This is a genomic window from Micromonospora echinospora, assembly GCF_900091495.1.
Taxonomy (GTDB): domain Bacteria; phylum Actinomycetota; class Actinomycetes; order Mycobacteriales; family Micromonosporaceae; genus Micromonospora; species Micromonospora echinospora.
In genome coordinates this window covers 718,212-743,074 of sequence record NZ_LT607413.1, presented here as the reverse complement: position 1 = coordinate 743,074, position 24,863 = coordinate 718,212, and the positions used below count along the sequence as shown (strand labels likewise).

The 24,863-nt window shown below is 73.9% G+C and carries 26 protein-coding genes and 2 pseudogenes; 16 read left to right on the top strand and 12 right to left on the bottom strand.

What is annotated here, in order from left to right; translation table 11 throughout:
- Nucleotides 1-43 precede the first annotated feature (43 nt).
- The 5 genes and pseudogenes from GA0070618_RS03380 to GA0070618_RS03360 all read right to left on the bottom strand — a co-directional run bounded on the left by GA0070618_RS03380 (nucleotide 44) and on the right by GA0070618_RS03360 (nucleotide 3,396).
- A complete protein-coding gene (locus GA0070618_RS03380) occupies nucleotides 44-655 on the bottom strand; it encodes an NADAR family protein (protein ID WP_088980320.1) in 612 nt (203 codons plus the stop codon).
- A gap of 64 nt (nucleotides 656-719) precedes the next feature.
- Entirely contained in the window at nucleotides 720-1,700 is a 981-nt protein-coding gene (locus tag GA0070618_RS03375; RefSeq protein WP_088980319.1) for an enolase C-terminal domain-like protein, read from the bottom strand.
- A 154-nt stretch (nucleotides 1,701-1,854) separates the two neighbouring features.
- Nucleotides 1,855-2,364: an NUDIX domain-containing protein gene (locus tag GA0070618_RS03370; protein ID WP_088980318.1), complete on the bottom strand. Its 510-nt coding sequence runs from the start codon at nucleotides 2,362-2,364 to the stop codon at nucleotides 1,855-1,857.
- 166 nt (nucleotides 2,365-2,530) lie between these two features.
- Nucleotides 2,531-3,040, bottom strand: a pseudogene (locus tag GA0070618_RS03365) (hypothetical protein); the annotation flags it as partial.
- A 161-nt stretch (nucleotides 3,041-3,201) separates the two neighbouring features.
- Nucleotides 3,202-3,396 carry a hypothetical protein gene (locus GA0070618_RS03360; protein ID WP_088980317.1) on the bottom strand — a complete coding sequence of 65 codons (195 nt, stop codon included), beginning with the start codon at nucleotides 3,394-3,396 and terminating at the stop codon, nucleotides 3,202-3,204.
- Between the two features lie 221 nt (nucleotides 3,397-3,617).
- On the opposite strand from GA0070618_RS03360, the gene GA0070618_RS03355 reads away from it, so the two are divergent.
- Nucleotides 3,618-4,283 (top strand): GNAT family N-acetyltransferase, encoded by a 666-nt coding sequence (locus GA0070618_RS03355; RefSeq protein ID WP_088980316.1) that lies wholly within the window; start codon nucleotides 3,618-3,620, stop codon nucleotides 4,281-4,283.
- Between the two features lie 379 nt (nucleotides 4,284-4,662).
- Nucleotides 4,663-5,013: an STAS domain-containing protein gene (locus tag GA0070618_RS03350; protein WP_088980315.1), complete on the top strand. Its 351-nt coding sequence runs from the start codon at nucleotides 4,663-4,665 to the stop codon at nucleotides 5,011-5,013.
- Nucleotides 5,014-5,135: 122 nt separating this feature from the next.
- Here GA0070618_RS03350 and GA0070618_RS03345 read toward each other — a convergent pair whose 3' ends face one another.
- On the bottom strand, nucleotides 5,136-6,587 hold the full coding sequence (locus tag GA0070618_RS03345) for a glycoside hydrolase family 3 protein (RefSeq protein ID WP_088980314.1): 1,452 nt from the start codon (nucleotides 6,585-6,587) through the stop codon (nucleotides 5,136-5,138).
- A 158-nt stretch (nucleotides 6,588-6,745) separates the two neighbouring features.
- On the opposite strand from GA0070618_RS03345, the gene GA0070618_RS03340 reads away from it, so the two are divergent.
- The 3 genes from GA0070618_RS03340 (at nucleotide 6,746) to GA0070618_RS03330 (ending at nucleotide 9,807) form a co-directional block, all read left to right on the top strand.
- A complete protein-coding gene (locus GA0070618_RS03340) occupies nucleotides 6,746-7,924 on the top strand; it encodes an ROK family transcriptional regulator (RefSeq protein ID WP_088980313.1) in 1,179 nt (392 codons plus the stop codon).
- A 130-nt stretch (nucleotides 7,925-8,054) separates the two neighbouring features.
- Nucleotides 8,055-8,897: an ABC transporter ATP-binding protein gene (locus GA0070618_RS03335; RefSeq protein WP_088980312.1), complete on the top strand. Its 843-nt coding sequence runs from the start codon at nucleotides 8,055-8,057 to the stop codon at nucleotides 8,895-8,897.
- Between the two features lie 16 nt (nucleotides 8,898-8,913).
- A complete protein-coding gene (locus tag GA0070618_RS03330; protein ID WP_088980311.1) occupies nucleotides 8,914-9,807 on the top strand; it encodes a ribokinase in 894 nt (297 codons plus the stop codon).
- A gap of 98 nt (nucleotides 9,808-9,905) precedes the next feature.
- Here the strand turns inward: GA0070618_RS03330 and GA0070618_RS03325 are convergent, their stop codons facing one another.
- The 3 genes and pseudogenes from GA0070618_RS03325 to GA0070618_RS03315 form a co-directional block, all read right to left on the bottom strand.
- Nucleotides 9,906-10,667: a hypothetical protein gene (locus tag GA0070618_RS03325; RefSeq protein ID WP_088980310.1), complete on the bottom strand. Its 762-nt coding sequence runs from the start codon at nucleotides 10,665-10,667 to the stop codon at nucleotides 9,906-9,908.
- A gap of 76 nt (nucleotides 10,668-10,743) precedes the next feature.
- Nucleotides 10,744-11,222, bottom strand: a pseudogene (locus tag GA0070618_RS03320) (DUF6232 family protein).
- A 74-nt stretch (nucleotides 11,223-11,296) separates the two neighbouring features.
- Nucleotides 11,297-11,767 (bottom strand): DUF6232 family protein, encoded by a 471-nt coding sequence (locus tag GA0070618_RS03315; protein ID WP_088980309.1) that lies wholly within the window; start codon nucleotides 11,765-11,767, stop codon nucleotides 11,297-11,299.
- Nucleotides 11,768-11,863: 96 nt separating this feature from the next.
- On the opposite strand from GA0070618_RS03315, the gene GA0070618_RS03310 reads away from it, so the two are divergent.
- The 4 genes from GA0070618_RS03310 to GA0070618_RS03295 all read left to right on the top strand — a co-directional run bounded on the left by GA0070618_RS03310 (nucleotide 11,864) and on the right by GA0070618_RS03295 (nucleotide 16,249).
- Nucleotides 11,864-12,637, top strand: coding sequence for an enoyl-CoA hydratase/isomerase family protein (locus GA0070618_RS03310; RefSeq protein ID WP_088980308.1), 774 nt, complete (start codon nucleotides 11,864-11,866; stop codon nucleotides 12,635-12,637).
- A gap of 79 nt (nucleotides 12,638-12,716) precedes the next feature.
- A complete protein-coding gene (locus tag GA0070618_RS03305) occupies nucleotides 12,717-14,339 on the top strand; it encodes an acetolactate synthase (protein ID WP_088980307.1) in 1,623 nt (540 codons plus the stop codon).
- A 123-nt stretch (nucleotides 14,340-14,462) separates the two neighbouring features.
- Entirely contained in the window at nucleotides 14,463-15,443 is a 981-nt protein-coding gene (locus GA0070618_RS03300; RefSeq protein ID WP_088980306.1) for an ATP-binding cassette domain-containing protein, read from the top strand.
- A complete protein-coding gene (locus GA0070618_RS03295) occupies nucleotides 15,440-16,249 on the top strand; it encodes an ABC transporter permease (protein WP_088980305.1) in 810 nt (269 codons plus the stop codon). Before GA0070618_RS03300 ends, GA0070618_RS03295 begins: the two co-directional genes overlap by 4 nt.
- A gap of 85 nt (nucleotides 16,250-16,334) precedes the next feature.
- On the opposite strand, the gene GA0070618_RS03290 is transcribed toward GA0070618_RS03295, so the two are convergent.
- Genes GA0070618_RS03290 through GA0070618_RS03280 form a run of 3 tightly spaced genes read right to left on the bottom strand, consistent with a single transcriptional unit; the run spans nucleotide 16,335 to nucleotide 17,483 of the window.
- Nucleotides 16,335-16,781, bottom strand: coding sequence for a PLD nuclease N-terminal domain-containing protein (locus tag GA0070618_RS03290; RefSeq protein ID WP_088980304.1), 447 nt, complete (start codon nucleotides 16,779-16,781; stop codon nucleotides 16,335-16,337).
- 28 nt (nucleotides 16,782-16,809) lie between these two features.
- On the bottom strand, nucleotides 16,810-17,109 hold the full coding sequence (locus GA0070618_RS03285) for a DUF202 domain-containing protein (RefSeq protein WP_088980303.1): 300 nt from the start codon (nucleotides 17,107-17,109) through the stop codon (nucleotides 16,810-16,812).
- On the bottom strand, nucleotides 17,106-17,483 hold the full coding sequence (locus GA0070618_RS03280) for a YidH family protein (protein ID WP_414467596.1): 378 nt from the start codon (nucleotides 17,481-17,483) through the stop codon (nucleotides 17,106-17,108). The genes GA0070618_RS03285 and GA0070618_RS03280 overlap by 4 nt, the downstream gene beginning before the upstream one ends.
- Nucleotides 17,484-17,538: 55 nt before the next feature.
- Between GA0070618_RS03280 and GA0070618_RS03275 the strand changes: the two genes are divergently transcribed.
- The 7 genes from GA0070618_RS03275 to GA0070618_RS03245 all read left to right on the top strand — a co-directional run bounded on the left by GA0070618_RS03275 (nucleotide 17,539) and on the right by GA0070618_RS03245 (nucleotide 24,832).
- Nucleotides 17,539-18,336 (top strand): GNAT family N-acetyltransferase, encoded by a 798-nt coding sequence (locus GA0070618_RS03275; protein WP_088980301.1) that lies wholly within the window; start codon nucleotides 17,539-17,541, stop codon nucleotides 18,334-18,336.
- Nucleotides 18,337-18,338: 2 nt separating this feature from the next.
- Nucleotides 18,339-18,758 carry a hypothetical protein gene (locus GA0070618_RS03270; protein ID WP_414467552.1) on the top strand — a complete coding sequence of 140 codons (420 nt, stop codon included), beginning with the start codon at nucleotides 18,339-18,341 and terminating at the stop codon, nucleotides 18,756-18,758.
- A 467-nt stretch (nucleotides 18,759-19,225) separates the two neighbouring features.
- Complete coding sequence (locus GA0070618_RS03265) at nucleotides 19,226-20,005, top strand: electron transfer flavoprotein subunit beta/FixA family protein (protein ID WP_088980299.1); 780 nt, start codon at nucleotides 19,226-19,228, stop codon at nucleotides 20,003-20,005.
- Between the two features lie 12 nt (nucleotides 20,006-20,017).
- Entirely contained in the window at nucleotides 20,018-20,977 is a 960-nt protein-coding gene (locus GA0070618_RS03260; RefSeq protein ID WP_088980298.1) for an electron transfer flavoprotein subunit alpha/FixB family protein, read from the top strand.
- Nucleotides 20,978-21,257: 280 nt separating this feature from the next.
- Nucleotides 21,258-22,430 (top strand): cysteine desulfurase family protein, encoded by a 1,173-nt coding sequence (locus tag GA0070618_RS03255; RefSeq protein ID WP_088980297.1) that lies wholly within the window; start codon nucleotides 21,258-21,260, stop codon nucleotides 22,428-22,430.
- A 125-nt stretch (nucleotides 22,431-22,555) separates the two neighbouring features.
- The gene (gene mnmA, locus GA0070618_RS03250) at nucleotides 22,556-23,629 is read left to right on the top strand and encodes a tRNA 2-thiouridine(34) synthase MnmA (RefSeq protein WP_088980296.1); all 1,074 of its coding nucleotides are present in this window, start codon (nucleotides 22,556-22,558) and stop codon (nucleotides 23,627-23,629) included.
- Between the two features lie 198 nt (nucleotides 23,630-23,827).
- Entirely contained in the window at nucleotides 23,828-24,832 is a 1,005-nt protein-coding gene (locus GA0070618_RS03245; RefSeq protein ID WP_088980295.1) for a uroporphyrinogen decarboxylase/cobalamine-independent methonine synthase family protein, read from the top strand.
- The last annotated feature ends 31 nt before the right edge of the window (nucleotides 24,833-24,863 follow it).

Here is a 24,863-nt window from a genome sequence, read left to right as displayed (position 1 = left end):
CACGCCGCGCCTCGACCCGCACCCGGAACGGCCCGGGGCTAGGTCAACGCCCGTCGGCCCGGTTCACCGGATCGCCGTACGCCGTCGCGTCCGGCGTCCCGTCCCGAAGTGCCGCCCGCACCCGCATCAGCGCGAACCCGAGCAGGTTCAGCCCGCGCCACCGGGCGGGGTCGGCGGCAGCCGGGTCGTCGGCGGCCAGGCCGATGCCCCAGATCCGGTCCAGCGGACTCGCCTCGACCAGCACCCGCTCCCCGGTGCCGAGCAGGAACGCCCGCAGGTCGGGGTGCTGGCCGAACTTGGCGAGGTTGGCGGCCACCACGATCTCGAACCGGCGTTCCCGCCAGGTCCGTTCGTCGAAGCCGGCGACCTGACGGCCGAGGGTCTTGGCCTCGTTCGGGTGCGTCACGGTGAGCACCTTGCCGGCGGTCGCCCGGTCGCCGAAGAGCATCGCCTTGGCCCACATCATGTAGTGCTCGGCGGTGGCGAACCGGGTCCCGTCCACCGTGAACGGCGCCGGCAACCACTGGCTGAGGCAACCGGGCCCGACGGTGCCGTCCGGTCGGGCCCGGTGCCCCCAGAAGAACACGAACTTCGGGGTACGGCCGGCACGCACCTCGGCGGTCAGTTCGGCGACGCTCGACACCTCTGCGGACATGCCGGCAAGTGTGGCCCACGACGCACGCTGCCGCCTCCGGATTACCGGCCGGGCCGGTGACCGGTCAGCCCCACAGCTCCGGGGTGGGCGGGCTGAGCCAGCCGTCCACGCAGGGCATCGACGGCTGCACGTCCTCGGTGAGGATCAGGTGCCCGGCGATGTCCCGGAACTCGGCGTAGTGGGCGACCTGGAAGGCGGCGGCGGAGGCGAGCGAGGTGGCCGCGAAGCAGCCGACCATGATGCGCAGGTCCCGCTGCCGGGCCTGCGCGACGATCCGCAGCGCGGCGGTGAGGCCGCCGCACTTGTCGAGCTTGATGTTCACCCCGTCGTAGAGCTCGGCGATCCGGGGCAGGTCCTCCTCGGCGTAGAACGACTCGTCCGCGATGAGGGGCACCTGCCGGGGCAGCCCTCGCAGCGCCTCCTCGTGTTCGGGCCGGACCGGTTGCTCGACCATCCGGACGTCGTGCCGGGCGAGCACCGGCAGCATCGCCACCAGACGCTCCGGCGTCCAGCCACAGTTGACGTCCACCACCAACTCGGCGTCGGGCCGGTGGGCGCGGGTGAGTTCCAGTCGTTCGACGTCCTCGGCCGACCCGAGTTTCAGCTTCAATGCCCGGCGTCCCTGGCTGTCCTTCAGTTCCTGCACGAACTGGGCCTCGTCGGCCAGCGAGACGGTGAGCATGTCCTCGACCGGCGTGGGCTCGGGCAGGCCGATCGCCTGCCACACCCGGCGGCCACTGCGCTTGGCTTCCAGGTCCCACAGGCCGGCGTCGACGGCGTTGCGCGCCGCGCCCGCCGGCAGCAGGGCGAGCAGGTCCTCCCGACCGGCGCCCTGGCCGATCGCGACCCGTGCCTGCTCCACCTGCTCGGCGGTGGCGGCCTTCGGGTCGGGGAACCGGCTCTCGAACAGGGTGGCCTCCCCGCGGCCCCGGACGTCGCCGTCGCGCAGCTCCACCCGGACCAGCCGGGTGGCCAGCAGGCTCGCTCTCGCGAAGTGGTACGGCAACGAGAAGGGGATGTCGAGAAAGGCGTAGCTCAGCTCCATCGAGTCCTCAATCCGTCCGACGACACGAGAAATCGATGGTATGCGATCTATTTGGTGGCGGGCCGTCACCGGTCGACCAAGTTGTTTCCTCGCAGCCCGAACCCGGCGGCCAGCCGACCAGGCCGGCGACTCGCCGGGTTGCCGGCGGCGCGGATCAGCGGTGGGCGGCCAGGTAGTCGGCCAGCACCTCGGTGTGGGTGGAGAAGGCCAGTTCGGTCGGCTCGGTGACCACGAGCCACTCGGTCGACTCCGCCGTGGGCGCGGACGGCGGAAGGTCCGCCAACTGCCGGGTCGGCAGCGCCCCGAAGATCATGATGGTGCCGCCGCTCGGCGCACTGTGCACGGCGACGAGGCGTACGTCCGCCGCGTCGCCGGTCAGGCCGGTCTCCTCCCACAGTTCGCGGACGAGCGCGTCCCGCCACTCCTCGCCGTGCTCGATGAAGCCGCCCGGCAGCGCGAGCAGCCCCCGGGCGGGCTCGATGTCGCGGCGCTGGACCACCACGCCGAGCCCGGTGGGGGTGAGCACCGGCTGGACGGCCACCGCCACCGGGAGTGGATTACGCCAGGTGGTGTGGCCGCAGGCCGTGCAGTTCCGGGGCCAGTCCGCGCCGTCGGGATAGACGGTGCCGCAGCCGGAGCAGTGGGAGTGGGGTATGCCGCTCACACCGCAGGACGATATACGCGCCCCATCGCCCGGCCGTCGCGCCCCACCGCCCGGCCGTCGCGTCGCGGCGGCCTCAGGCCGGGGTGGCCTGCGTCGCCGGAGTGGGCTCGCCAGCCGGGTCGGGAGTGGACACGGCGTCCGGGCTGGTCGGGGTGGGGGCGGCCGGGGTGGGGAAGCCGTACCGGGCGGCGTGCTCCGGGTCGGCGGGGTCGATCTGCCGGAGCCCGGCGTCCGCGAGCCGCTTGTTGACCTCGTCGAGCCGCTCGCGGACGAGGGTGGCCTCCTCGTCGGTGACCCGGCCCCGGTGCGGCTTGCCGGCGTGCTCGACGGTGCCGTAGTCGATCTTCTCGGCGGTCTTGCGGGCCTTCGGCGGACGGACCCGCTCGGCGGTGCGCAGGAGCTGCGCCATCGGCGTCTCGGTCGACATCGCGTCGAACTCGCTGGCGGTCAGCACCACCCGGCGGGGCTCCCCGTCACCCTGCGGGTCGTAGATCTCCACCACGGCGACGTCGAGCGCCGCGTCGTCGATGCCCTCCACCTCGGTCGGGCTGATCTCCAACTGCACCGGTCCGGTCACCAGGTCCGGGTGCTCCAGCACGACGACGCGGACCACCTCGTCGTCGGTCGGGAGGACCGTGCCGCTGAAGTCGGAGACGTGGATGGTCTTCTTGCCCATGGGTGGAGCTTCTCCTGTCGGTGGCCGTGCCGGAACGCAAAGAACCTACCCGACAGGTGTGCTAAGACCCTCGCCGCGCGGCTTTCGGGTGTGTCGCGTTCCCCGGCGTCCGCAGTGGCTGCCCGGGAGCCCCGTGCCGGGGCGGCCGGGGCGCGGTCCGCTCAGCGTGTGCCGAGGTGGCGGCGGGTGGAGAGGTTCGCCGGCAGCCGGTTCAGCTCCGCCCACGACCGGTCGCCGGCGTGCGGGGCCCGGCCGCCCACGTACCGCGACTGGGCCGGCGGCGGCACGTCGTCCCGGAGCGCCGGCCAGAGCCGTCCCGTGTCGCGTTTGTCCTGCTCGATCAGCTGTTTCGGCATGGCCGTACCATCCCAGAGAAAGTTGTCCATCTATGAAAATAGGTGTGACGCGCGGTTGGTGCGTCCGGTTCCCGGTCAGGTGACCGGATCGCGGTTCGTGAGCCATCGGTGATGTTCTCTGTCTGTACCCACGGTCGCGTGGTTCAACCAACCTCGGACCGGGGGAGGTACGGGTCCGGGATCACCCGACTCGCGGTGGCCGTGACGCGTACCGTGATCCGATGCTCGACAGGCGACTCCACCTGCATCTGGTGACCTGGCTCGGCCAGTGGCCGGCCGGGTCGGGGCTGCACGTGGTCGGCTCCCGGCGTCGCTCCCGCCCGGCCTGGGACCGCCGGCTCCGGCCGGCGGTCATGGTGGCCGCCCCCGGCGTCGCGGTGCTCTCCGTGCCGCCGGAGCGTGTCGCGGCGGTCCGGGCGCTGGCGGCCGACGGACCGACCGCACGGCTGTGGTCGGCGCTGCCCGGCGCGGTCGGACACCCCGCCCTGCCCCTGCGGGAGGGGATCTTCCGCTGGTGCACCGTCCCCGAACCACTGCCCGACGTGGGGGAGTGGACCGACCCGACCGATCCCGGGTTCCCCTCCTGGCTGCACCTGTTCGACCGGGAGGTGCTGGTGGCGCGCGACGCCGACGGGCGCTACCTGGCGGGAGTCGGCGTCAAGCGGCACGACCGGTACGGCCACGAGTTGGCCGTCGGGACGGTGCCGGCCGCCCGGGGCCGGGGACTGGCCCGTCGCCTGGTCGCACAGGCCGCCCGGCGGGTGCTCGACGAGGGGGCGGTGCCGACGTACCTGCACGACCCCGGCAACACCGCCTCGGCCCGCGTCGCCGCGGCAGCCGGCTTCCCCGACCGGGGTTGGCGCTCCCGCATCGTCCACCCCGACTGACTGCGGTGTCCGGTGTGCCCGGCTGCGGTGTCCGGCCCGCCGGCTGACACCGGCCGACCCGTCCGACGGCGCGGACCGTGGATCCCGGGCCGGATCCACGGTCCGCAGCCTCTTCCCCCAGGTCCGAGGAGGTGTCGGGCGACCGGACATCCCGGTGAGGTAACGCTATGTGTCGACCCGGTCCCCGGCAAGCCCCAAAAATCTGGATCGAGTTGTCCAAAAGTGGACTTGACCTGCGATTATTTGTCGTCATCAGCCCGGTGGTTCTCGGTGACGCAGGGTATGAGTCGCTCGTGTTCCGCCGATCCCGGGTGGGCCGGTCGATAGGGTCGGCACGAGGGCGCCGGACGCGGCTGCGGTACGGAGGTGGTGAGCGGTCATGGAGGTGCGGGTGCGCGCCACCGACCGGGGTGACGTCGTGCTGTCCCCGGCGGGCGAACTCGACATGTCCACCGTCGGCACGCTGGAGACCGCGCTGGTCGCCGCGTTGAACCGGCCCGACCTCCAGGAGTGCCTGGTCGACCTGGCCGAGGTCAGCTTCCTCGACTCGACCGGCCTGCGGGTGCTGATCGAGGGCTTCAGCCTGGCCCGGGAGCGGGGGCGGTCGCTGCGGGTGGCCAACCCGCAGCCGGCGGTCGAGCGGGTCCTGCGGATCACCTCGGTCGGGCCACTGCTGGGGTTGCCGGACGTCACCACCCCGCTGCCGCCCGACGCCCGTTGGCTGGGCTGAGCCCAGCCCCGGAATCGGCCGGCGATGCCCCCGGCCGGACCGGACCGGACGTCGGCGCTGGCCGACCGGCCGGACCGGACGTCGGCGCCGGTCGGCCCGGAGCGGGTGCCGGCGCGGGCCGGTCAGCCGGCCAGGCCGAGCACCTCCGCCGCGGCCCGGCCGTTGGCGTGGCTGGCACCGTAGGTCGCGACGAACCCGCGGACCCCGGCCGGCCGCCAGCTCCCCGGCCAGCCCATCTCCACCACGGTCACCGGATGGACGGCGGCCAGCCCCTCGACCAGCTCCGCCCCGCCGGGCAGCCGGTGCAGGTGCCGGCCGACCAGCACGACCGGCCGGTCCCCGGCGAGCGTCCGCAGGGCGGCCGGGTCGGTCTCGCCCGCCACCACCCGGACCTCCTCGGCGTCCGACAGGTGGGGACCGAGCCCCCACGGCACCCGTCCCTCGGCCATCGTGGCGGTGGCGTGCACCTGCACCACCAGTGGCCGGTCCAGCCCGGCGACGATCCCCTCGACGCGGACCGCCCGGCGCGCGGCGGCGTACCCGAGGTCGCCGTGGTCGGGCGCGGGCCCGCCACCGGGCCGGGTCCAGGCGGCGAGTTCGGCGGTACGGCCCGCCGCCTCCTCGACCCGGTCGCGGGCCAGCCGCCCGTCGCCGAGCGCGGCGACGATCTCCGTGACCACGTGCTCGACCAGCGCGGCGTCGACCTTCGCGCCGATGCAGAGGAGGTCCGCGCCGGCCGCGAGGGCGGCCACCGCGGCCGGACCGACCCCGCCGGCGGCCACCGAGGCGCCCTTCATCTCCAGCGCGTCGGTGATGACCGTACCGGTGAAGCCCAGCTCCCGGCGGAGCAGGTCGACCAGGACGGCCCGGCTGAAGGTCGCCGGCCGGTCGCCGGTCAGCGCCGGCACCCGGATGTGCGCGGTCATGACCGCCCGGGTGCCGGCGGCCACCGTCGCCGCGAAGGGCGGCAGGTCGCGTTCGCGCAGCACGCCCAGGGGGACGTCCACGGTCGGCAGCTCCAGGTGCGAGTCGGCGACGGTCGCCCCGTGTCCCGGGAAGTGCTTGGCGCAGGCCGCGACCCCGACACCCTGCAACCCGTCGACCGCGGCAGCCGAGTGCGCGGCGACCCGGAGCGGGTCGGCGCCGAACGACCGGGTACCGATCACCGGGTTCTCGTCGGCGCTGTTGACGTCCACCGTCGGAGCGAGGTTGACGGTGACACCCGACGCGGCCAGCTCCGCCCCGATCGCCGCGTAGACGCGGCGGGTGAGCGCCACGTCCCCGACCGCGCCGAGCGCGGCGTTGCCCGGGTACGGGCTGCCGGTCGCGTGCGCCAGCCGGGTGACGTCGCCGCCCTCCTCGTCGATGGCGACCAGCACGTCGGTGCGGGCGTCGCGCAGCGCGGCGGTCGCCGTGGCGACCTGGGCCGGCGTTTCGACGTTGGTCCCGAACAGGGTGTAACCGGCCAGCCCCGCGCCGACCAGGTCCAGCGCCCAGGGCGGCGGGGTCGGCCCCGGGTACGCCGCGAGCAGCGTGCCGAGGGCGAGGCGACGAAGTCCTGGATCCAGCCCCACGTGATCTCCTTCTCGACGTCGTCCGGGTCCTCCGGCGTGCCGATCGACAGCTCCGGACCGGTCGTCCGGCCGCTGACCCGTGTCGGGGCCGGCCGTTACGCTACGGTCACCCCGGATCGATTCGATCAACAAGGTTTACCAAAACCAGAGGACGTGGCATGAGTTCGACGCGGCTGCCTGGCACACCGCGCCTGTTGCGGGCGCTCAACGACCGCGCGGCCCTGGAGCTGCTCCTCGAACGTGGGCCGCTCACCCGTGCCCGGCTCGGTGAGCTGACCGGGCTGTCCAAGGTCACCGCCTCGCAGCTCGTCGAGCGGCTCGAGGAGCGGGGTCTGGTCACCCGGGTCGGCGAGCAGGCCGGCGGACGCGGGCCGAACGCGCAGCTCTACGCCGTCCGGCCGGGCAGCGCGCACGTCATCGGGGTGGACGTCGGCGCGGATCGGGTGGAGGCGGCCTGCGCCGACATCACCGGGGCGGTGGTCGGCCGGGTGGAGCAGTCGACCCGGGACACCGACGACCCGGTGGGGGTGGTGCACAACGCGGTGGTGCGGGTGGCCCAGGAGGCGGGCACGCCGATGGCGAGTGTCCGGCGGGTCGTGCTCGGCACCCCCGGCCTGGTCGACCCGACCACCGGGGACATCACCTTCGCGTTCAACCTGCCCCGCTGGCACCGCGGCCTGCTGGCTGCGCTCCGCGACGACCTGGCCACCCCGGTGGTCTTCGAGAACGACGTCAACCTGGCCGCGGTCGCCGAGGCGCAGTCCGGCGCGGCCCAGGGGATGACGGACTTCGTCCTGGTCTGGGTGGACGCCGGGGTCGGCCTGGCGATCATGCTGAACGGACGGTTGCACCACGGCAGCACCGGCGCGGCCGGTGAGATCGGTTACCTGCCGGTGCCCGGGGCGCCGATCCCCCGGGACGTCTCCCGTCGGGCCAAGCCGGCGTTCCAGCAGCTGGCCGGGGCGGAGGCGGTCCGCGCGGTGGCCCGCGAGTACGGCTTCCCGGACGACGTCGCCGCCGCCGAGGCCGTCCGGGCGGCGATCGCGGCCGGTACGGCCGGTGGCCCGATGCTCGACGAGCTGGCCCGACGGCTCGCGCTCGGGGTGGCGAGCACCTGCGTGGTGCTGGACCCGCCGCTGGTGGTGCTGGCCGGTGAGATCGGCCGGGCGGGCGGAGCGGCGTTGGCCGAGCGGGTGCAGCACGAGGTGGCCGCGATCACGCTGGTCCGGCCGAGGGTGGTGCCCACCGGGCTGAGCGAGGAGCCGATCCTGCGGGGCGCGCTGCGGACCGCCCTGGACGCCGTCCGCGACGAGGTCTTCGGTTCCACGGTCGGCTGACCCGTCGGGCCGGACCCCATTCCCCATGTGAAGGAATTCTTCACCACACACCTCTGACCTGCAAGGTCTTGCCAGTGATGCGCGTCGCCCGTCGGAGTGCCCGGGTACGGGCACGTGGTTGGATGGATGGGTGACTGCTGAGCTGATCCCTGGCGCGGATGGCGCCGCACCCGCATCTTCAGCCGTGGACGAGGATCTGGTGGTCAACCTCGACGGGGTGGGCGTGCGCCGGTCCGGCACCGCGTTGCTGCACGACCTCGACTGGCGTGTCGAGCTGGACGAGCGCTGGGTGGTGCTCGGGCCCAACGGCGCCGGCAAGACCACGCTGCTCAACCTGGCGGCAGGACGGCTGCACCCGACCACCGGCACCGCCCACGTGCTCGGCGAGCGGATCGGGCGGACCGACCTCACCGAGCTGCGTACCCGGATCGGGCTCTCCACCGCGGCCCTGGCCGAACGGATCCCGACCGAGGAGAAGGTCACCGACGTGGTCGTCACCGCCGCCTGGTCGGTGGTCGGCCGGTGGCGGGAGACCTACGACCGCACCGACGAGGTCCGCGCCCGGGCCCTGCTCGGCCAGCTCGGCGTCGCGCACCTCGCCGACCGGGGCTACGGCACCCTCTCCGAGGGCGAGCGCAAGCGGGTGCAGATCGCCCGGGCCCTGATGACCGATCCGGAGCTGCTGCTCCTCGACGAGCCCGCCGCCGGGCTCGACCTCGGTGGCCGGGAGGACCTGGTCGCCCGGCTGGCCGAGCTGGCGTACGACCCGGACGCGCCGGCGCTGGTGCTGGTCACCCACCACGTCGAGGAGATCCCGCCGGGCTTCACCCACGCGCTGCTGCTGCGTGAGGGGGGCGTGGTCGCGCAGGGTCTGCTCGGTGCCACGCTGACCAGCGACAACCTCTCCAAGACCTTCGGCCTGCCGCTGGTGGTCGAGCGTTCCGGTGAACGCTTCACCGCCCGTGCCGCCTGACCCACGGAGGCCTCCCGTGCCGCAGACCCGGGTCGTGGTGGTGGGCAGCGCGAACATGGACCTGGTCGGGACGGCCCCCGCGCTGCCCCGGGTCGGGGAGACCGTGCTCGGCACCGACTTCGTGATGGTGCCCGGCGGCAAGGGGGCCAACCAGGCCATCGCCGCCGCCCGCGCCGGCGCGTCCGGCGCCTTCCTCGGCGCGATCGGGTCGGACTCCTTCGGGGTCACCCTGCGGGCCCGGATCACCGCCGCCGGGGTGGACACCAGCCAGCTCCGGGTCACCTACGGCTCGTCCGGCGTGGCGCTGGTCATGGTCAACGCCGTGGGCGAGAACCTGATCCTGGTCACGCCCGGCGCGAACGCCTCCCTGACCGGGCTCACCGACGCCGAGCTGGCCGCCGTGCGGGACGCCGACGTCATGGTGGCGCAGCTGGAGATCCCGGTGGAGACGGTGACCGAGGCGGCCATGGCCGCCCGGTCGGCCGGCACGCGGGTCGTCCTCAACGCGGCGCCGGCCCGGCAGGTCCCGACGGAGCTGCTGGACCTCGTCGACATGCTGGTGGTCAACGAGGTGGAGGCCACGGCGCTCACCGGACGGGGCCGCGAGGCGCCGGAGGCGCTGCTGGACCTGGTGCCCCGGGCGGTCCTCACGCTCGGCGCCGACGGCGCGTGGTACGTCGACCGCGACGGGACCGCCGTGCACGTCCCGGCGGTCGAGGTCGACGTGGTCGACTCGACCGCGGCGGGCGACGCGTTCACCGCCGCCCTCGCCGTCGCCTGGGGCGAGGGGCGGGACCTGCTCGACGCGGTCCGCTGGGCGGCGGCGGCCGGTGCGGCCTGCACCCGCCGGCTCGGCGCGTCGGTGGCCCTGCCGCACCGCGCCGAGATCGACGAACTCTACGCACGCTGAGCCCGGCTGCGGCGGCCCCGTGATCGCCGGTCCCCCGGCCGGCCCGCGTTCCGCTCCCGGGATCCCGTCCGTTCGGGCCGCCAGGAACGAGCCGGAACCTAGTCGCTCTGGTCGTCGGCGAGGCGTTCGCCCCGGCGGCGGAGCATGCCCAGGCCGGGGATGCCGGCTACGGCGAGCTTCAGGTCCCGGGTCACGTCGAGCAGGTCGTGCAGGTCCGGGCCGACCCGGTCGAGAGTGGCCAGGATCGGCAGGATGTCCGTGGTGAGGTGCTCCTTGAGCTTGGGCAACTCGTCGACGAGACGGATGGCGGCGGTGACCTCCTCGTGGCTGAGTTGCTCCACGAACCGCGCGGCCATCGGGGCGGCCCGGCGCAGCGCCGGCTCGTACGCGGCGAGCAGCTCCCCGGCGGTGGCGGAGGCGCCCGACGCCGTCTCCACCGTGCCGGCCGCCCGCCGGGCGACCACCTCCGCCTCGGCGACCACCCGGCCCGCCACGGCGGAGACCTGTTCCGCCTCGGCCACCACCACGGCGGCCTTCGCGGCGACCTCGGTGGCGTTCTCGATCGCGGTGGTCGCGGCGGCGCTGATCACCGCCACCTCGCGGACGGCCGACTCGGCGTCGGTGAGCACCTGGTCGGTCCGGTCCAGGGTCTGCTCGATCCGGTCGACGACCCCGTCGATCCGAGTCACCAGCGCCTCGACGGCGTCGAGCACCGCGAAGGCGCGCGCCGGGACGGCCGCGAGCGAGACCGCCGAGCCGAGCGCCTGGTCGACCGCGGACCGGGTCAGCCCGGCGGCCCGGGAGGCGGCGCCGGTGGTCATCCCGAGGACGGCGGACGGGCGGGGGAGGGGAATCACCATGCGACCAAGTGTGCGGCGCGACCGCCAGAACCGCCGCTCAGCCCGGACCGGGGCGGGACGTGTTCGGTGGGCGGGGTCAGCCGCTCTCCTGCTGTTCGACGGCGCGTTGCACGGCCCGGTAGATCTGCCCGAACCGGAGCGCGTCCGGGCTGGTCAACAGCAGGATGTCGTGCCCCCGGTGCTGTACCCAGAGTTCGTGCGTCCGGTCGCCGCGTTCGTACGAGCGGTCCAGCCAGCCGAGCGGCAGTTCCAGGAACGGGGCGAGCAGCAGCGCGCCGACCGCGAAGGCGGCCAGGACGATCAGCGCCAGCGTCCAGTTCCCCGGTCCTGCGCCGACCAGGCCAGCGAGATGACACAGAGCAGCGCCACCAGCGGCGGCAGGGAGAGGAGCAGGACCAGGACGCCCCGGCCCAGCTTCCGGGAGTGCTGCTCGAGGGTGCTCCGTCCCCGGGCGTGCCAGACGTACGTGATCTCGGGTAGCCGCAGGGTGTGCCCGTCCACCCGGATCGACTCGGAGGTCACCTGCACCGCGTCGTCCTGGTAATAGAGCGTCATCTCTCCAGTGAACCCGGCGCGGGCACGTTCGGCAGCCCCGTCCCGCCGGTGGACCGTCCGCTGTGGACGGCGGCTCAGCGGGGACGGGCCGGCTGGCCGCGTTCCATGGCCCGTTGCAGGGCGCGGTAGATCTGGCCGAAGCGCAGCGCGTCGGCGGTGCGGACCAGCCGGACCGGGCGGCCCTGCCAGCGGATCCAGATCTCCAACTGCCGGCTGCCCCGGGCGTACGAGCGGTCGAGGTGTTCGAAGAGGACGTCGGCGACCGGGCCGACGGCGAGCCCGACCAGCACCGACGCGCCGACGATCGCGATGGTGACGGTCCAGGACCGGTGCAGCCAGATCGCCAGGGCGATGCCGAGTACGGCGGCCACCAGCGGACCGGCCATCGCCGCGCCGAGCGCGCCCCGGCCGGCCAGCACCCGCCAGGACCGGCTGCCCCGCTGGTGCCAGACCTCGCTGATCTCGGTGAGCGGGAAGCGCTGCCCGTCGACCCGGACGGCGGTCGAGGTGACCTGCACCGACCTGTCGTCGTAGAACATGACCATCGCGACTCCCGGTGACGGAGCTGACACCAGACTATCTACCCCAACGACCCTCGCCGTAAGGTTGGCACGCGACTTCGACGAGGAAGTGAGGGCAGTATGGGCGAGTTCGTTCGGCTGGAGACCAAGGACGGCATCGGCACCATCCGGCTGGACCGGCCGCCGATGAACGCGCTCAACGTCCAGGTCCAGGAGGAGCTGCGCGAGGCCGCCACGGCCGCCGCCGACGACCCCGAGGTCCGCGCCGTCATCGTGTACGGCGGTGAGAAGGTCTTCGCCGCCGGCGCGGACATCAAGGAGATGGCCGACATGTCCTACGTGGACATGCTGGAGCGCTCCGCCCGCCTCTCCAGCGCGCTCACCGCGTTCACCCGGATCCCCAAGCCGGTGGTCGCCGCGATCACCGGGTACGCCCTCGGTGGCGGCTGCGAGCTGGCCCTGGCCTGCGACTGGCGGGTGGTGGCCGAGGACGCCAAGCTCGGCCAGCCGGAGATCAAGCTGGGCATCATCCCCGGTGCCGGCGGCACCCAGCGGCTGGCCCGACTGGTCGGCCCGGCCCGCGCCAAGGATCTGATCATGTCCGGCCGGATGGTCGACGCCCAGGAGGCGCTGCGGATCGGGCTGGCCGACCGGGTCGTCCCGGCCGCCGACGTCTACCTCGCCGCCGTCGCGCTGGTCCAGCCGTACCTCACCGGTCCGGTGCAGGCGCTGCGGGCGGCGAAGCTCGCCGTCGACGCCGGCCTCGACATGGACCTCACCTCCGGCCTGGCCTGGGAGAGCCAGCTCTTCGCGGGGCTGTTCGCCACCGACGACCGGCGCGAGGGCATGGCGGCGTTCGTGGAGAAGCGCAAGCCGAGGTTCACCGGTCGCTGACACGCCGCGCCGAAGCTTCTTCACGTTCCAGGTGACCGACCGGTAACCTCGGACCGGCCACGCGACGAGAGGGGCGGCGATGACGGAGCGGATCGAGGGGCACGGCGGGGAGTTGGCGCTCGCGGCGCTACGCGCGTACGGCGTACGCGAGATGTTCACCCTCTCCGGCGGGCACGTGTTCCCGCTCTACGACGCCGCCCACAAGACCGACTTCCCGGTCTACGACGTACGGCACGAGCAGTCGGCGGTCTTCGCGGCCGAGGCGGTGGCCAAGCTCCAGCGCCGCCCCGGCCTCGCCGTGCTCACCGCCGGCCCGGGAGTCACCAACGGCATCTCCGGCCTGACCAGCGCCTTCTTCAACGCCTCGCCGGTGCTGGTGCTCGGCGGCCGGGCGCCGGCCTTCCGCTGGGGCTCGGGCAGCCTCCAGGAGATGGACCATCTCCCGCTGGTGCGTCCGGTCACCAAGCACGCCGAGACGATCTTCAGCACCGACGACATCCCCGGGATGGTCGCCGCCGCGCTGGACGCCGCGCTCACCCCGCACCGGGGGCCGGCCTTCCTCGACCTGCCGCTGGAGGTGGTCTTCTCGGTCGGGGAGGCCGACCAGCCGACCGGCGCCGCGCCGGCTCCGCTGGAGGCCGACCCGGACGAGGTGGCCCGCGCCGCCGCGTTGATCGCCGGGGCCCAGCGTCCGGTGATCGTCGCCGGGTCGGACGTCTGGACCGGTGACGCGGTCGACGCGCTCCGGGCGGCGGCCGAGGCGCTCGGCGTGCCGGTCTTCACCAACGGCATGGGGCGCGGCGCGCTGCCGCCGGAGCACCCGCTCGCGTTCGCCAAGGCCCGGCGGGCCGCGCTCTCCGGGGCCGACGTGGTCGTGGTGGTCGGCACCCCGCTGGACTTCCGGCTCAGCTTCGGCGACTTCGGCGACGCGCAGGTGGTGCACGTCGTCGACGCGCCGAGCCAGCGCGCGAGCCACGTCGAGACGGCCGTCTCGCCCGCCGGTGACCTGCGGCTGATCCTCACCGCGTTGGCCGACCACACCGGCGACCGGGTCGACCACACCGACTGGGTCGCGCAGCTGCGCGACAAGGAGGACGCGGCGAAGGCGCGTGACGCCGAGGAGACGGCCGCCGAGACCGACCCGATCCGTCCCGCCCGGATCTACGGCGAGCTGCGCCGGGTGCTCGCGAAGGACGCGATCACCATCGGCGACGGCGGCGACTTCGTCTCGTACGCCGGCCGCTACCTGGAGCCGGCCCAGCCCGGCACGTGGCTCGACCCCGGCCCGTACGGCTGCCTCGGCACCGGCATGGGGTACGCGATGGGCGCCCGGATCACCCACCCGGACCGGCAGGTCTGCGTGCTGATGGGCGACGGCGCGGCCGGCTTCTCGCTGATGGACGTGGAGTCCCTGGTCCGGCAGAAGCTCCCGGTGGTGATGGTGGTCGGCAACAACGGCATCTGGGGCCTGGAGAAGCACCCGATGCGCGCCATGTACGGCTACGACATCGCCGCCGACCTCCAGCCCGAACTCCGCTACGACCAGGTGGTCGCCGCGATGGGCGGGGCCGGCGAGACGGTCACCAAGGCCGCCGACCTGGGCGCGGCCCTGGAACGGGCCTTCGACGCCGGTGTGCCGTACCTGGTCAACGTGATCACGGACCCGACCGACTCGTACCCCCGCTCGTCGACGCTCGCCTGAAACGGGAACAACCAGGATATTCCCCCGCTGTCGCCGTAGGGGCGGCCCGGGACGACCGGAAACTGTCACACCCGCCGTCCAGAGTGGCCGGATCACGACGTGCGACACGGGGGAGTTTCCGTCATGAACCATGCGATCCGGGCGGAGGGGCTGGTCCGACGCTTCGGCACCACCACCGCCCTGGCCGGAGTCGATCTCGAAGTGCCGAGCGGGACGGTGTTCGGCCTGCTCGGCCCGAACGGGGCCGGCAAGACCACCACGGTCCGGGTGCTCGCCACCCTGCTCCGGGCCGACGAGGGACACGCCACCGTCGGCGGGTACGACGTCGCCCGCGACGCCCACCGGGTCCGGCAGCTCATCGGCCTCACCGGCCAGTACGCCTCGGTCGACGAGACCCTGACCGGGGTGGAGAACCTGGTGCTCATCGGCCGGCTGCTCGGGCAGCGGCGCGCCGACGCACGGGCCCGCGCCCGGGAACTGCTCGGCGACTTCCACCTGACCGACGCCGCCGACCGACCGGCCAAGACCTACTCCGGGGGCATGCGTCGCCGCCTCGACCTGGCGGCCAGCCTGGTCGGTCGGCCGCAGGTGCTCTTCCTCGACGAACCGACCACCGGGCTCGACCCGCGCAGCCGCAACGAGTTGTGGGACATCGTCCGCGGCCTGGTCGCCGACGGGGTGACCGTGCTGCTCACCACCCAGTACCTCGAAGAGGCCGACCAGTTGGCCAGCGAGATCGCCGTGGTCGACCACGGCCGGGTGATCGCCCAGGGCACCCCGGAGGAACTGAAGTCGAAGACCGGCGGGCAGACGTTGGCCGTCCGCCCGACGCGGGCCGCCGACCTGCCGGCCGTACTGGCCCTGGCCGGTCAGGTCACCGGGCTCGTCCCCGAGGTGGCCCAGGGCACGGTGACCGTGCCGGTGAACGACTCGTCGGTGCTGCCGGCGGTGGTACGTCGCCTCGACGAGGCCGGGATCGCCGTCACCGAGTTGGCGCTGCGCGGCTCCACCCTCGACGAGGTCTTCCTCTCGCTGACCGGCCACCGGCCCGAGCCGGAGCAGACCGAGAGCGCCGAAGCCGAACTGGAAGGCACGCTGGCATGACCGCCGTCACCGCCCCCGCCCCGCTCGCCCCGGCCCGCCGGCTGGGCCCGCTCGCCGGGCTGTCGCACACGTTCACCCTGGCCTGGCGGAGTCTGGTGCAGATCAAGCACAACCCGCTGGAGTTGGCCGACCTGAGCGTCCAACCGGTGATGTTCGTGCTGCTCTTCACCTACGTCTTCGGCGGGGCGATCTCCGGTTCCCCGGGTGAGTACCTCACCTTCGCGCTGCCCGGCATCATCGTGCAGAACGCCTTCTTCGCCACTATGACCACCGGTTTCGGGCTCAACCACGACCTCACCAAGGGCGTCTTCGACCGGCTCCGGTCGCTGCCGATTGCCCGCTGGGCGCCGCTGGCCGGGCGGATCCTCGCCGACACGGTCAAGCAGGCCTGGTCGGTGTCGCTGCTGATCGGTGTCGGCGCGATCCTCGGCTTCCGGCTCCAGAACGGTCTGCTCGGCCTGCTCGGGGCGCTCGCTCTGCTGCTGGCCTTCTCGCTGGCCGCCGCATGGGTGTCGGTGCTGGTCGGGGTGCTGGTCAGCGAACCGGACAAGGTGCAGGTCTTCGGCTTCATGGTGATCTTTCCGTTGACCTTCACCAGCAACGCGTTCGTGCCGACCGAGACCATGCCCGGCTGGTTGCAGGCCTGGGTGGAGGTCAACCCGGTCACCGTGCTCGCCGACGCGTTGCGCGGACTGCTGGTGTCCGGCCCGGTGCTCGCGCCGGTGGTGCAGTCGGTGGTCTGGGGCGTCGCCATCGCGGCGGTCTTCGCCCCGCTCGCCGTCCGCGCGTTGCGCCGCCGGGTCTGAACCCACCGCCCGCACCCGACCGGGCGGTGGATGGATGGCGCGGGCCACTCGCACCGGGTGCCACCGCCCGCACCGACCGGGGCGGTCAGGCGGTCTGGTCCGGATCGGTGTGCCGGTCCGGGGTGTCCGCCCGGTCGGGGTCGTGGGGGTTCCGCTGGCCGCCGGCAGCCGGCCCGGGGTCGCGCTCCCGGCGCAGGTCCTGCTCGCGCCGCCGCAGGTCGTCCTCCCAGCGGCGGAACATCTCCTCGTCCTGTCGTCGGTTGGAGTCCGCGATCGACTTCAGGAAGTCGGGGTCGTCGTCCGGGGCGGCCGGCCGCCGGGGCGCGGGGCGCGGTCCGCCACGGGCGGGCGCGGGCCGGCCGGCGAGGAACCAGGCGATCGGGCCGATCAGGGGCACCAGCAGGAGCACCGGCACCCAGACGGCGCGGGGCATCGCGCGTACCTGGTGCTTCTCGGCGGACAGACAGTCGATCAGCGCCAGCGCGGCGAGGACCACCTGGGCCGCGACGAGGAGGAGGAAGACCCGGACCATCCACCAATCATGACGCACTCCCGGCAGGTCACCACAGCGTCCGCAGCACGAGGACGGTGCCGAGCAGGGCGTACCCTGCGGCGACCAGGGCGGCCAGGGGGACGGGGAGCCCGCCGGTGGGCGCCCGCCCGGCCCCGGTGCCCCGCCGCCAGCACAACGTCAACGCCGCACCCCAGGTGAGCACAGCGAGCCCGGCGACCAGTGTGCCGGCCACCCCGCCGTCGGCGGCCAGCCGGACGGCCAGCACGGTGACCACGGTGAGCGCCAGCGCGGTCCGCCGCCAGGCGAGCCGGGTCCGCTCGGGTTGCAGCCCGGGGTCGACGGTCATCCGCGACCGACCGCCCGGGCCAGCACCGCCACCACCAGCAGGATCGCGCCGAGCCCGACGGCCAGCGCGAGGACGGCCGGGAACCGGGAGGCGGGCAGGTCCTCGCCGAGCCGGATGGCCCGTTCGGTACGCGCCCAGTGGTCCACCGCCCGGACGGCCACCGTGCCGCCGAGCAGCAGCAGCGCCACCGCGATCACCTCGCGCAGGTGGGTCAGGGGCAGCGGGGGCAGGAACTGGGCGGCGGCGAGCCCACCGGCGATCAGGGCCAGTCCGGTCCGCAGCCAGGCCAGGAAGGTGCGTTCGTTGGCCAGCGAGAAGCGGTAGTCCGGACGGGTGCCGACTTCCCGCATCTCCTGCGGGTCGAACCACCGCATGATCGCCTGCCACACATCGCCATTATCGGGTCGACTCCGGACGTAGCCTGGACCGATGAGCGATCTTGACGCGACGATCCTGCGGACGGCGTACGACCGGCAGTTGCGACCGGACGTCCCGGACCCGGTGCCGGACGGGGTGACCGTGGAGCAGGACGGTCCGCTGGTCCGGATCGTCGGCCTGGACCACCGGGGTTTCCTGACGTACCGGGACCTGGGCGGGCTGACCGGCGCGGACCTGGACGCGCTGATCGTCCGGCAGCGGGAGCTGTTCCGGCAGCGGGGCGAGGCGGTCGAGTGGAAGCTGTACGGCCACGACGAGCCGGCGGACCTGACCGAGCGGCTCCGCGCGGCCGGGTTCGTCCCGGAGGAGCCGGAGACCGTCGTGGTCGGCCCGGTCGCGCCGCTCGCGGCCGCCGTCCCGGTCCTGCCCGAGGGCGTACGCCTGCGCGAGGTCACCGACCGGGCCGACCTGGAGCGGATCGCGGCGATGGAGGCGGAGGTCTGGGGCGACGACCGGGGACACCTGGTCGACGGGTTGGCCCGCGAGATCGCCACCGACCCCCAGTCGATCACGGTGGCGGTGGCCGAGGCGGACGGGGTGGTCGTCAGCGCCGGCTGGGTCCGCTACGTGGCGGGCACCGGGTTCGCCACCCTCTGGGGCGGCTCGACGCTGCCGGCGTGGCGGCGGCGCGGCATCTACCGGGCGCTGGTCGTCCACCGGGCCCGGCTGGCGGCGCAGCGCGACCGCACGCTGCTCCAGGTGGACGCCTCGGCCGAGAGCCGGCCGATCCTCGAGCGGCTCGGTTTCGTCCCGGTCACCACGACGACCCCGTACGTCTACACTCCGTGATCATGGACCAGTCGCTGACGGCCGAGGAGAAACTGACCCTCAAGACCGGCGCGTTCGGTGCCGTCTTCCTGGTGTCGAACGCCGATCCGGGGTTGTTCGCCCTGGTCCGGGAGAGCTTCGCCGCGTCCGGGGTGATCGCCGGCACCAGCGGGGTGGTGCGGGACGCGCTGACGTCCGGCCCGTTGCCGAGGCTGCCCGAGGGGTCCTCGGCGCAGGTGGAGCAGGCCGCGTTGGCGGCCCTGGGGCGGGCGATGGCGATCCTGCGGGAGAAGGCCCCGGGCGAGGTGGCCGCGTACCGCTCGGTGGTGCTGACCGCCGCGGACCGGGTGGCCCGGGCGCACCGGGGGGTCGACCCGGTCGAGCAGGTGGCGATCGGTCGGATCAGGGAGGTGCTGGACGCGACGGACCGAACGTCCGGGTAGCACTCGGGCCGGGACGGTGGCGCGGATCGGTCGACCGGGGGCTCAGGTCCCGGCCGGGGCGAGCCGGACGGGCGCCCAGAGCGTCCGGACGGCGAGCCGCACGCAGCGTTCCCGCAGCCGCCCGCAGGCGCACCGGTACGGCGTCGGAGGAAGCCGACGGCACGGTCGGGTCGCCGGAACAGCCGGTGCCGCGTCCGGAACAGCCGACGTGACCTGCGACGACACCCCACCACCCTGACCTGACATGTCGTAATACCTCCCGATTCATGACTGTAGCGGGTTGGTCGGGATCCGGTGAGCTGTGTCACGCTGAGCCCGTCGGAGCGCGATGCTACTGACAGGTAACATTGCCGGAGTGGGTAACTGCACAACAGCCCGCGGTTGACCGGGGTCAACGCACACGCGAGGCTGCGCCCGGGACCGGGCGAGCAAAGCCATCACCACCACAGGAGGGTCGTCGAAGCGCGATGAACATCGTCGTACTCGTCAAGCAGGTGCCCGATTCGGGCGCGGACCGCAACCTGCGCAGTGACGACAACACCGTCGACCGCGGTTCGGCGAACAACGTGATCAACGAGATGGACGAGTACGCCATCGAGGAGGCGCTGAAGATCAAGGAGGCGCACGGCGGCGAGGTCACCATCCTGACCATGGGTCCGGACCGGGCGGCCGAGTCGATCCGCAAGGCGCTCTCCATGGGGCCGGACAAGGCCGTCCACGTGGTGGACGACGCGCTGCACGGCTCCTGCGCGGTGGCCACCTCGAAGGTCCTCGCCGCCGCTCTGGCCACGCTGAACGCGGATCTGGTGATCTGTGGTGCGGAGTCGACCGACGGCCGGGTCCAGGTCCTGCCGCACATGCTCGCCGAGCGGCTCGGCGTCGCCGCGCTCACCGGGGCGCGGAAGCTGACCGTCGACGGCGGCACCCTGACCATCGAACGGCAGACCGAGGAGGGGTACGAGGTGGTCACCGCCTCGACCCCGGCCGTGGTCTCCGTGTGGGACACCATCAACGAGCCGCGCTACCCGTCCTTCAAGGGCATCATGGCGGCCAAGAAGAAGCCCGTGCAGACCCTCTCCTTGGCCGACCTGGGCGTCGTGCCGAGCGAGGTCGGCTTCGACGGCGCGACCAGCACCGTGCTGGAGCACAGCAAGCGCCCGCCGCGCTCCGGCGGCGAGAAGGTCACCGACGAGGGCGACGGCGGCGTCAAGCTGGTCGAGTTCCTCGCCACCGAGAAGTTCGTGTGAGGGGTCAGGGACATGTCTGAGGTTCTCGTCGTCGTCGAAGCCACCCGGGAATTCGGCGTCAAGAAGGTCACCCTCGAGATGCTCACCCTCGCCCGCGAGCTGGGCACCCCCGCCGCGGTGGTGCTCGGTGGCCCCGGCGCGGCCGAGGCGCTCGGCGGCAAGCTGGGCGAGTACGGCGCGGAGAAGATCTACGCCGCCGAGAGCGAGGAGATCGACGGCTACCTGGTGGCCCCGAAGGCCACCGTCCTGGCCGAGCTGGTCGGTCGGGTCCAGCCCGCGGCCGTGCTGCTCGCCTCGGCCCAGGAGGGCAAGGAGATCGCCGCCCGGCTCGCGGTCAAGCTGGACAACGGCATCCTGACCGACGTGGTCGGCCTCGCCGCCGACGGCACCGCCACCCAGGTCGCCTTCGCCGGCTCCACCATCGTCAAGTCCAAGGTCACCAGGGGCCTGCCGCTGGTCACCGTCCGGCCGAACTCGGTCAACCCGGTTCCGGCCGCCGCCACCCCGGCGGTCGAGCAGCTCACCGTCACGGTGGGCGAGACCGACAAGCTGGCGAAGGTGGTCGACCGGGTCGCCGAGCAGAAGGGCTCCCGCCCCGAGCTGACCGAGGCGTCGGTCGTCGTCTCCGGCGGTCGCGGCGTCGGCAACGCCGACAACTTCAAGCTGGTCGAGGAGCTGGCCGACCTGCTCGGCGGCGCGGTGGGCGCGTCCCGCGCGGCGGTCGACTCGGGCTACTACCCGCACCAGTTCCAGGTCGGACAGACCGGCAAGACCGTCTCCCCGCAGCTCTACGTGGCACTCGGCATCTCCGGCGCGATCCAGCACCGGGCCGGCATGCAGACCTCGAAGACCATCGTCGCGGTCAACAAGGACGGCGAGGCGCCGATCTTCGAGCTGGCCGACTTCGGTGTGGTGGGCGACCTGTTCAAGATCGTCCCGCAGGCTGCCGAGGAGATCCGCAAGCGCAAGTGAGCTGATCCGCTGGGAGCTGATCGGCGGGCCGGGGAGCTGAGCCGGCCCGCCGATCAGCTCGTCGGGGCGCCCCGCGATGGGCCGATGCCCGACCTGGGCGGTGTGTCGTCGTGAAGTTCGGCGGAGACGTCGCCCAGCGGTGACGACCGGGATCGACGCTCGCAGGCAACGGTAGCAGTGCACTTCGGCCGTCGCCGAGTACGCCGACGATCCCGGCCCCACTTTCCCGCCCGCCCTCCGCGCCAGGGCGGGGGCGGGACGGCGGATAGGCTGAACCGCGATGACATACCTGGATCACGCGGCGACGACCCCGATGCTCGGCGAGGCACTGGAGGCGTACGTCGCGACCGCTCGCGAGGTCGGCAACGCGTCGTCACTGCACGCGGCGGGGCGGCGCGCCCGTCGCCGGGTGGAGGAGTCCCGGGAGCGGGTGGCCGCCGCCCTGGGCGCCCGTCCGTCCGAAGTGATCTTCACGGGCGGGGGCACCGAGAGCGACAACCTCGCGGTCAAGGGAATCTTCTGGTCCCGACGGGAGGCCGGGCGGGACCGGGTCGTCTCCAGCGCGGTCGAGCACCACGCCGTGCTCGACGCGGTGGACTGGCTCCGTGCGCACGAGGGCGCCGGGGTGGGCTGGCTGACGGTGGACGAGGCCGGCCGGCTCAGCCCGGACGGTCTCCGCGCCGAACTGGCCGCGCACGGCGACCGGGTGGCCCTGGTGACGGCGATGTGGGCCAACAACGAGGTCGGCACCGTCCAGCCTGTCGCCGAGCTGGCCGCCGTCGCCGCCGAGCACGGCGTGCCGTTCCACACCGACGCGGTGCAGGCGGTCGGGCAGGTGCCCGTCGACTTCGCCGCCAGCGGCGTCGCCGCGCTGACCGTCACCGGGCACAAGCTCGGCGGCCCGACCGGGGTGGGCGCGCTGCTGCTCGCCCGGGACGTCGCGGCCACCCCGCTGCTGCACGGCGGCGGCCAGGAGCGCGACGTCCGCTCCGGCACCCTCGACACCGCCGGGATCGCCGCCTTCGCCGTCGCGGTCGAGAGCGCGGTCAAGAACCAGCAGGCGTACGCCGCGCGGGTCGCCGCGCTCCGCGACGACCTGGTGGAGCGGGTCCGGCGGGCGGTGCCCGAGGTGGTCCACAACGGCGACCCGGCCGACCGGCTCCCGGGCAACGCGCACTTCTCGTTCCCCGGCTGCGAGGGGGATGCGCTGCTGCTGCTCCTGGACGCCCAGGGCATCGCCTGCTCGACCGGCTCGGCCTGCTCGGCCGGAGTGGCGCAGCCGTCGCACGTGCTGCTGGCCATGGGCGCCGACAACGACCGGGCCCGCTCCTCGCTGCGCTTCTCGCTCGGGCACACCTCCACCGAGGCCGACGTGGACGCCCTGATCGCCGCGCTCCCCGCCGCCGTGGAGCGCGCCCGCCGGGCCGGCGCGATCCGCTCCGCCCGTTCCTGAGACGCCCCGTGGGGGCCGGGCGTGGCCGGTCCGTGACGTCGTGCGGGCCGGCGCGGCTGGTTCGTGACGTCGTGCGGGCCGGTTCCCGGCACGGGCTACCCTCGACGGGTGAAGGGGGTACGTCGGTGAGGGTCTTGGCAGCGATGTCCGGCGGGGTCGACTCGGCGGTCGCCGCCGCGCGGGCGGTGGAGGCGGGCCACGACGTCACCGGTGTGCACCTGGCGTTGGCCCGCAACCCGCAGACCTACCGGACCGGGGCGCGCGGCTGCTGCACCCTGGAGGACTCCCGGGACGCCCGCCGTGCCGCCGACGTGCTCGGCATCCCGTTCTACGTCTGGGACATGGCCGACCGGTTCCACGCCGACGTGGTCGACGACTTCGTCGCGGAGTACGCGGCGGGGCGTACCCCGAACCCGTGCCTGCGCTGCAACGAGAAGATCAAGTTCGCCGCGGTGCTGGACCGGGCCGTGGCCCTCGGGTTCGACGCCGTGGTCACCGGCCACCACGCCCGGCTCGGCCCGGACGGGCTGCTGCGCCGCAGCGTCGACGTGGCCAAGGACCAGTCGTACGTGCTGGCCGTGCTCACCCGCGAGCAGCTCGACCGGTCGATGTTCCCGCTCGGCGACTCGACCAAGGCACAGGTGCGGGCGGAGGCGGCCCGGCGCGGGCTGGCCGTGGCCGACAAGCCCGACTCGCACGACATCTGCTTCATCGCCGACGGCGACACCCGGGGCTTCCTGGCCGACCGGCTGGGCGAGACCCCCGGCGACGTGGTCGACGCGCTGACCGGCGCGGTGGTCGGCAGCCACAGCGGCGCGTACGCGTACACGGTGGGGCAGCGGCGGGGGCTGCACCTGGACCGCCCCGCCCCGGACGGCCGCCCCCGGTACGTGCTCTCGATCACCCCGAAGACCAACACGGTCACGGTCGGGCCGGCCGAGGCCCTGGAGGTCACCGAGGTCAGCGCCGAGCGTCCGGTCTGGACCGGCGGCCCCCGCCCCGACCACCTGGTCGAGTGCGAGGTGCAGTTGCGTGCCCACGGCGACGTCACGCCGGCCACGGTCACCGTCGACGCCCACGGGTTACGTGCCACGCTGCGCCGCCCGGTGCGCGGGGTCGCCGCCGGCCAGGCCATCGTCGCGTACCGGCCCGACCCGGCCGGCGACGTGGTGCTCGGCTCCGCGACCATCACCGTCTGAGGCGCGGGCCGGCCGCACCGGCTGAGGTGGTAGCAGGGGTCCCCTGTTACCGCTTTCTGTCGAGGAAGGGCCCCCTGCAACCACCGCCGAACCGGCGACGCCGCCGACGGGAGGGCTTCGCGGCTCTCGGCGGGGTGAGCGGGTCGGGGCCGCCCACTGACCGGGCGGCCGGGGTGACGGCCGGTTACCCTGTCGACCGTGACTGATCAGGTCTGGCCCTGGCCGCGTGGCGCGGCGACCGGCATCGGCTCCCTCCCCGGCACCGACGTCGCCGAGGCGCAGCGCGTCGTCCTCGGCGAGCTGCCGGACCTGCCCCACCTGCCCGAACTGCCGGCCCGTGGCCCCGGCGCGGACCTGGTCGGGCGCGGTGCCGGACTGCTGGTCGGACTGCCGGTCGAGCTGTACGCGGCGCGCTGGCGGATCGCCCCCCGTCCGGGACGGGACCTGCGCCGCACCCGCGACCTGATGGAACGCGACCTCGACCAGCTCGCCGAGCAGGCCGAGGAGTACACCGGCCCGATCAAGGTGCAGGTGGCCGGCCCGCTCACCCTGGCCGCTACGCTGGAGCTGCCGATCGGCGGTCGGATGCTGCGTGACCCGGGCGCGGTGCGGGACCTCACCGGCTCGCTCGCCGAGGGGCTGCGCGGTCACGTCGAGGCGGTCGCCCGCCGGGTGCCCCGGGCATCGGTGCTGGTCCAGCTCGACGAGCCGTCGCTGCCGGCCGTACTGGCCGGGCGGGTCCCCACCGAGAGCGGGCTCGGCGCGTACCGGGCGATGGAGTCGGAGGTCGCGCGGACCGCTCTGCGTACGGTCGTCGAGGCGGCCGGCGTGCCCGCCATCGTGCACTGCTGCGCCCCGGACGTGCCGCTGGAACTGGTCCGCGACGCCGGCGCGGTCGCCGTCGCGCTGGACCTCGCCCAGGTCACCGACCTCGATCCGCTCGGCGAGGCGATCGACGCCGGGCTGGGGTTGCTGGCCGGTGCCGCCCCGGCGCTGCCGCCGCCGGCCGGTCGCGCACCGACCTCCGCCCAGGTCGCCGATCGGGTACGCCAGCTCTGGGACCGGCTCGGTTTCCCTCGTGCCCGGCTGCCCGAGCAGGTGGTGGTGACCCCGGCCTGCGGCCTGGCCGGAGCAACTCCCCGTTACGTGCGTGAGGTGCTCGCCGCCTGCCGCGACGCCGGCCGGCGGCTGGCCGAGGAGTAGGCACCCGACCGGTTTCTCGGTCGTACCGCGC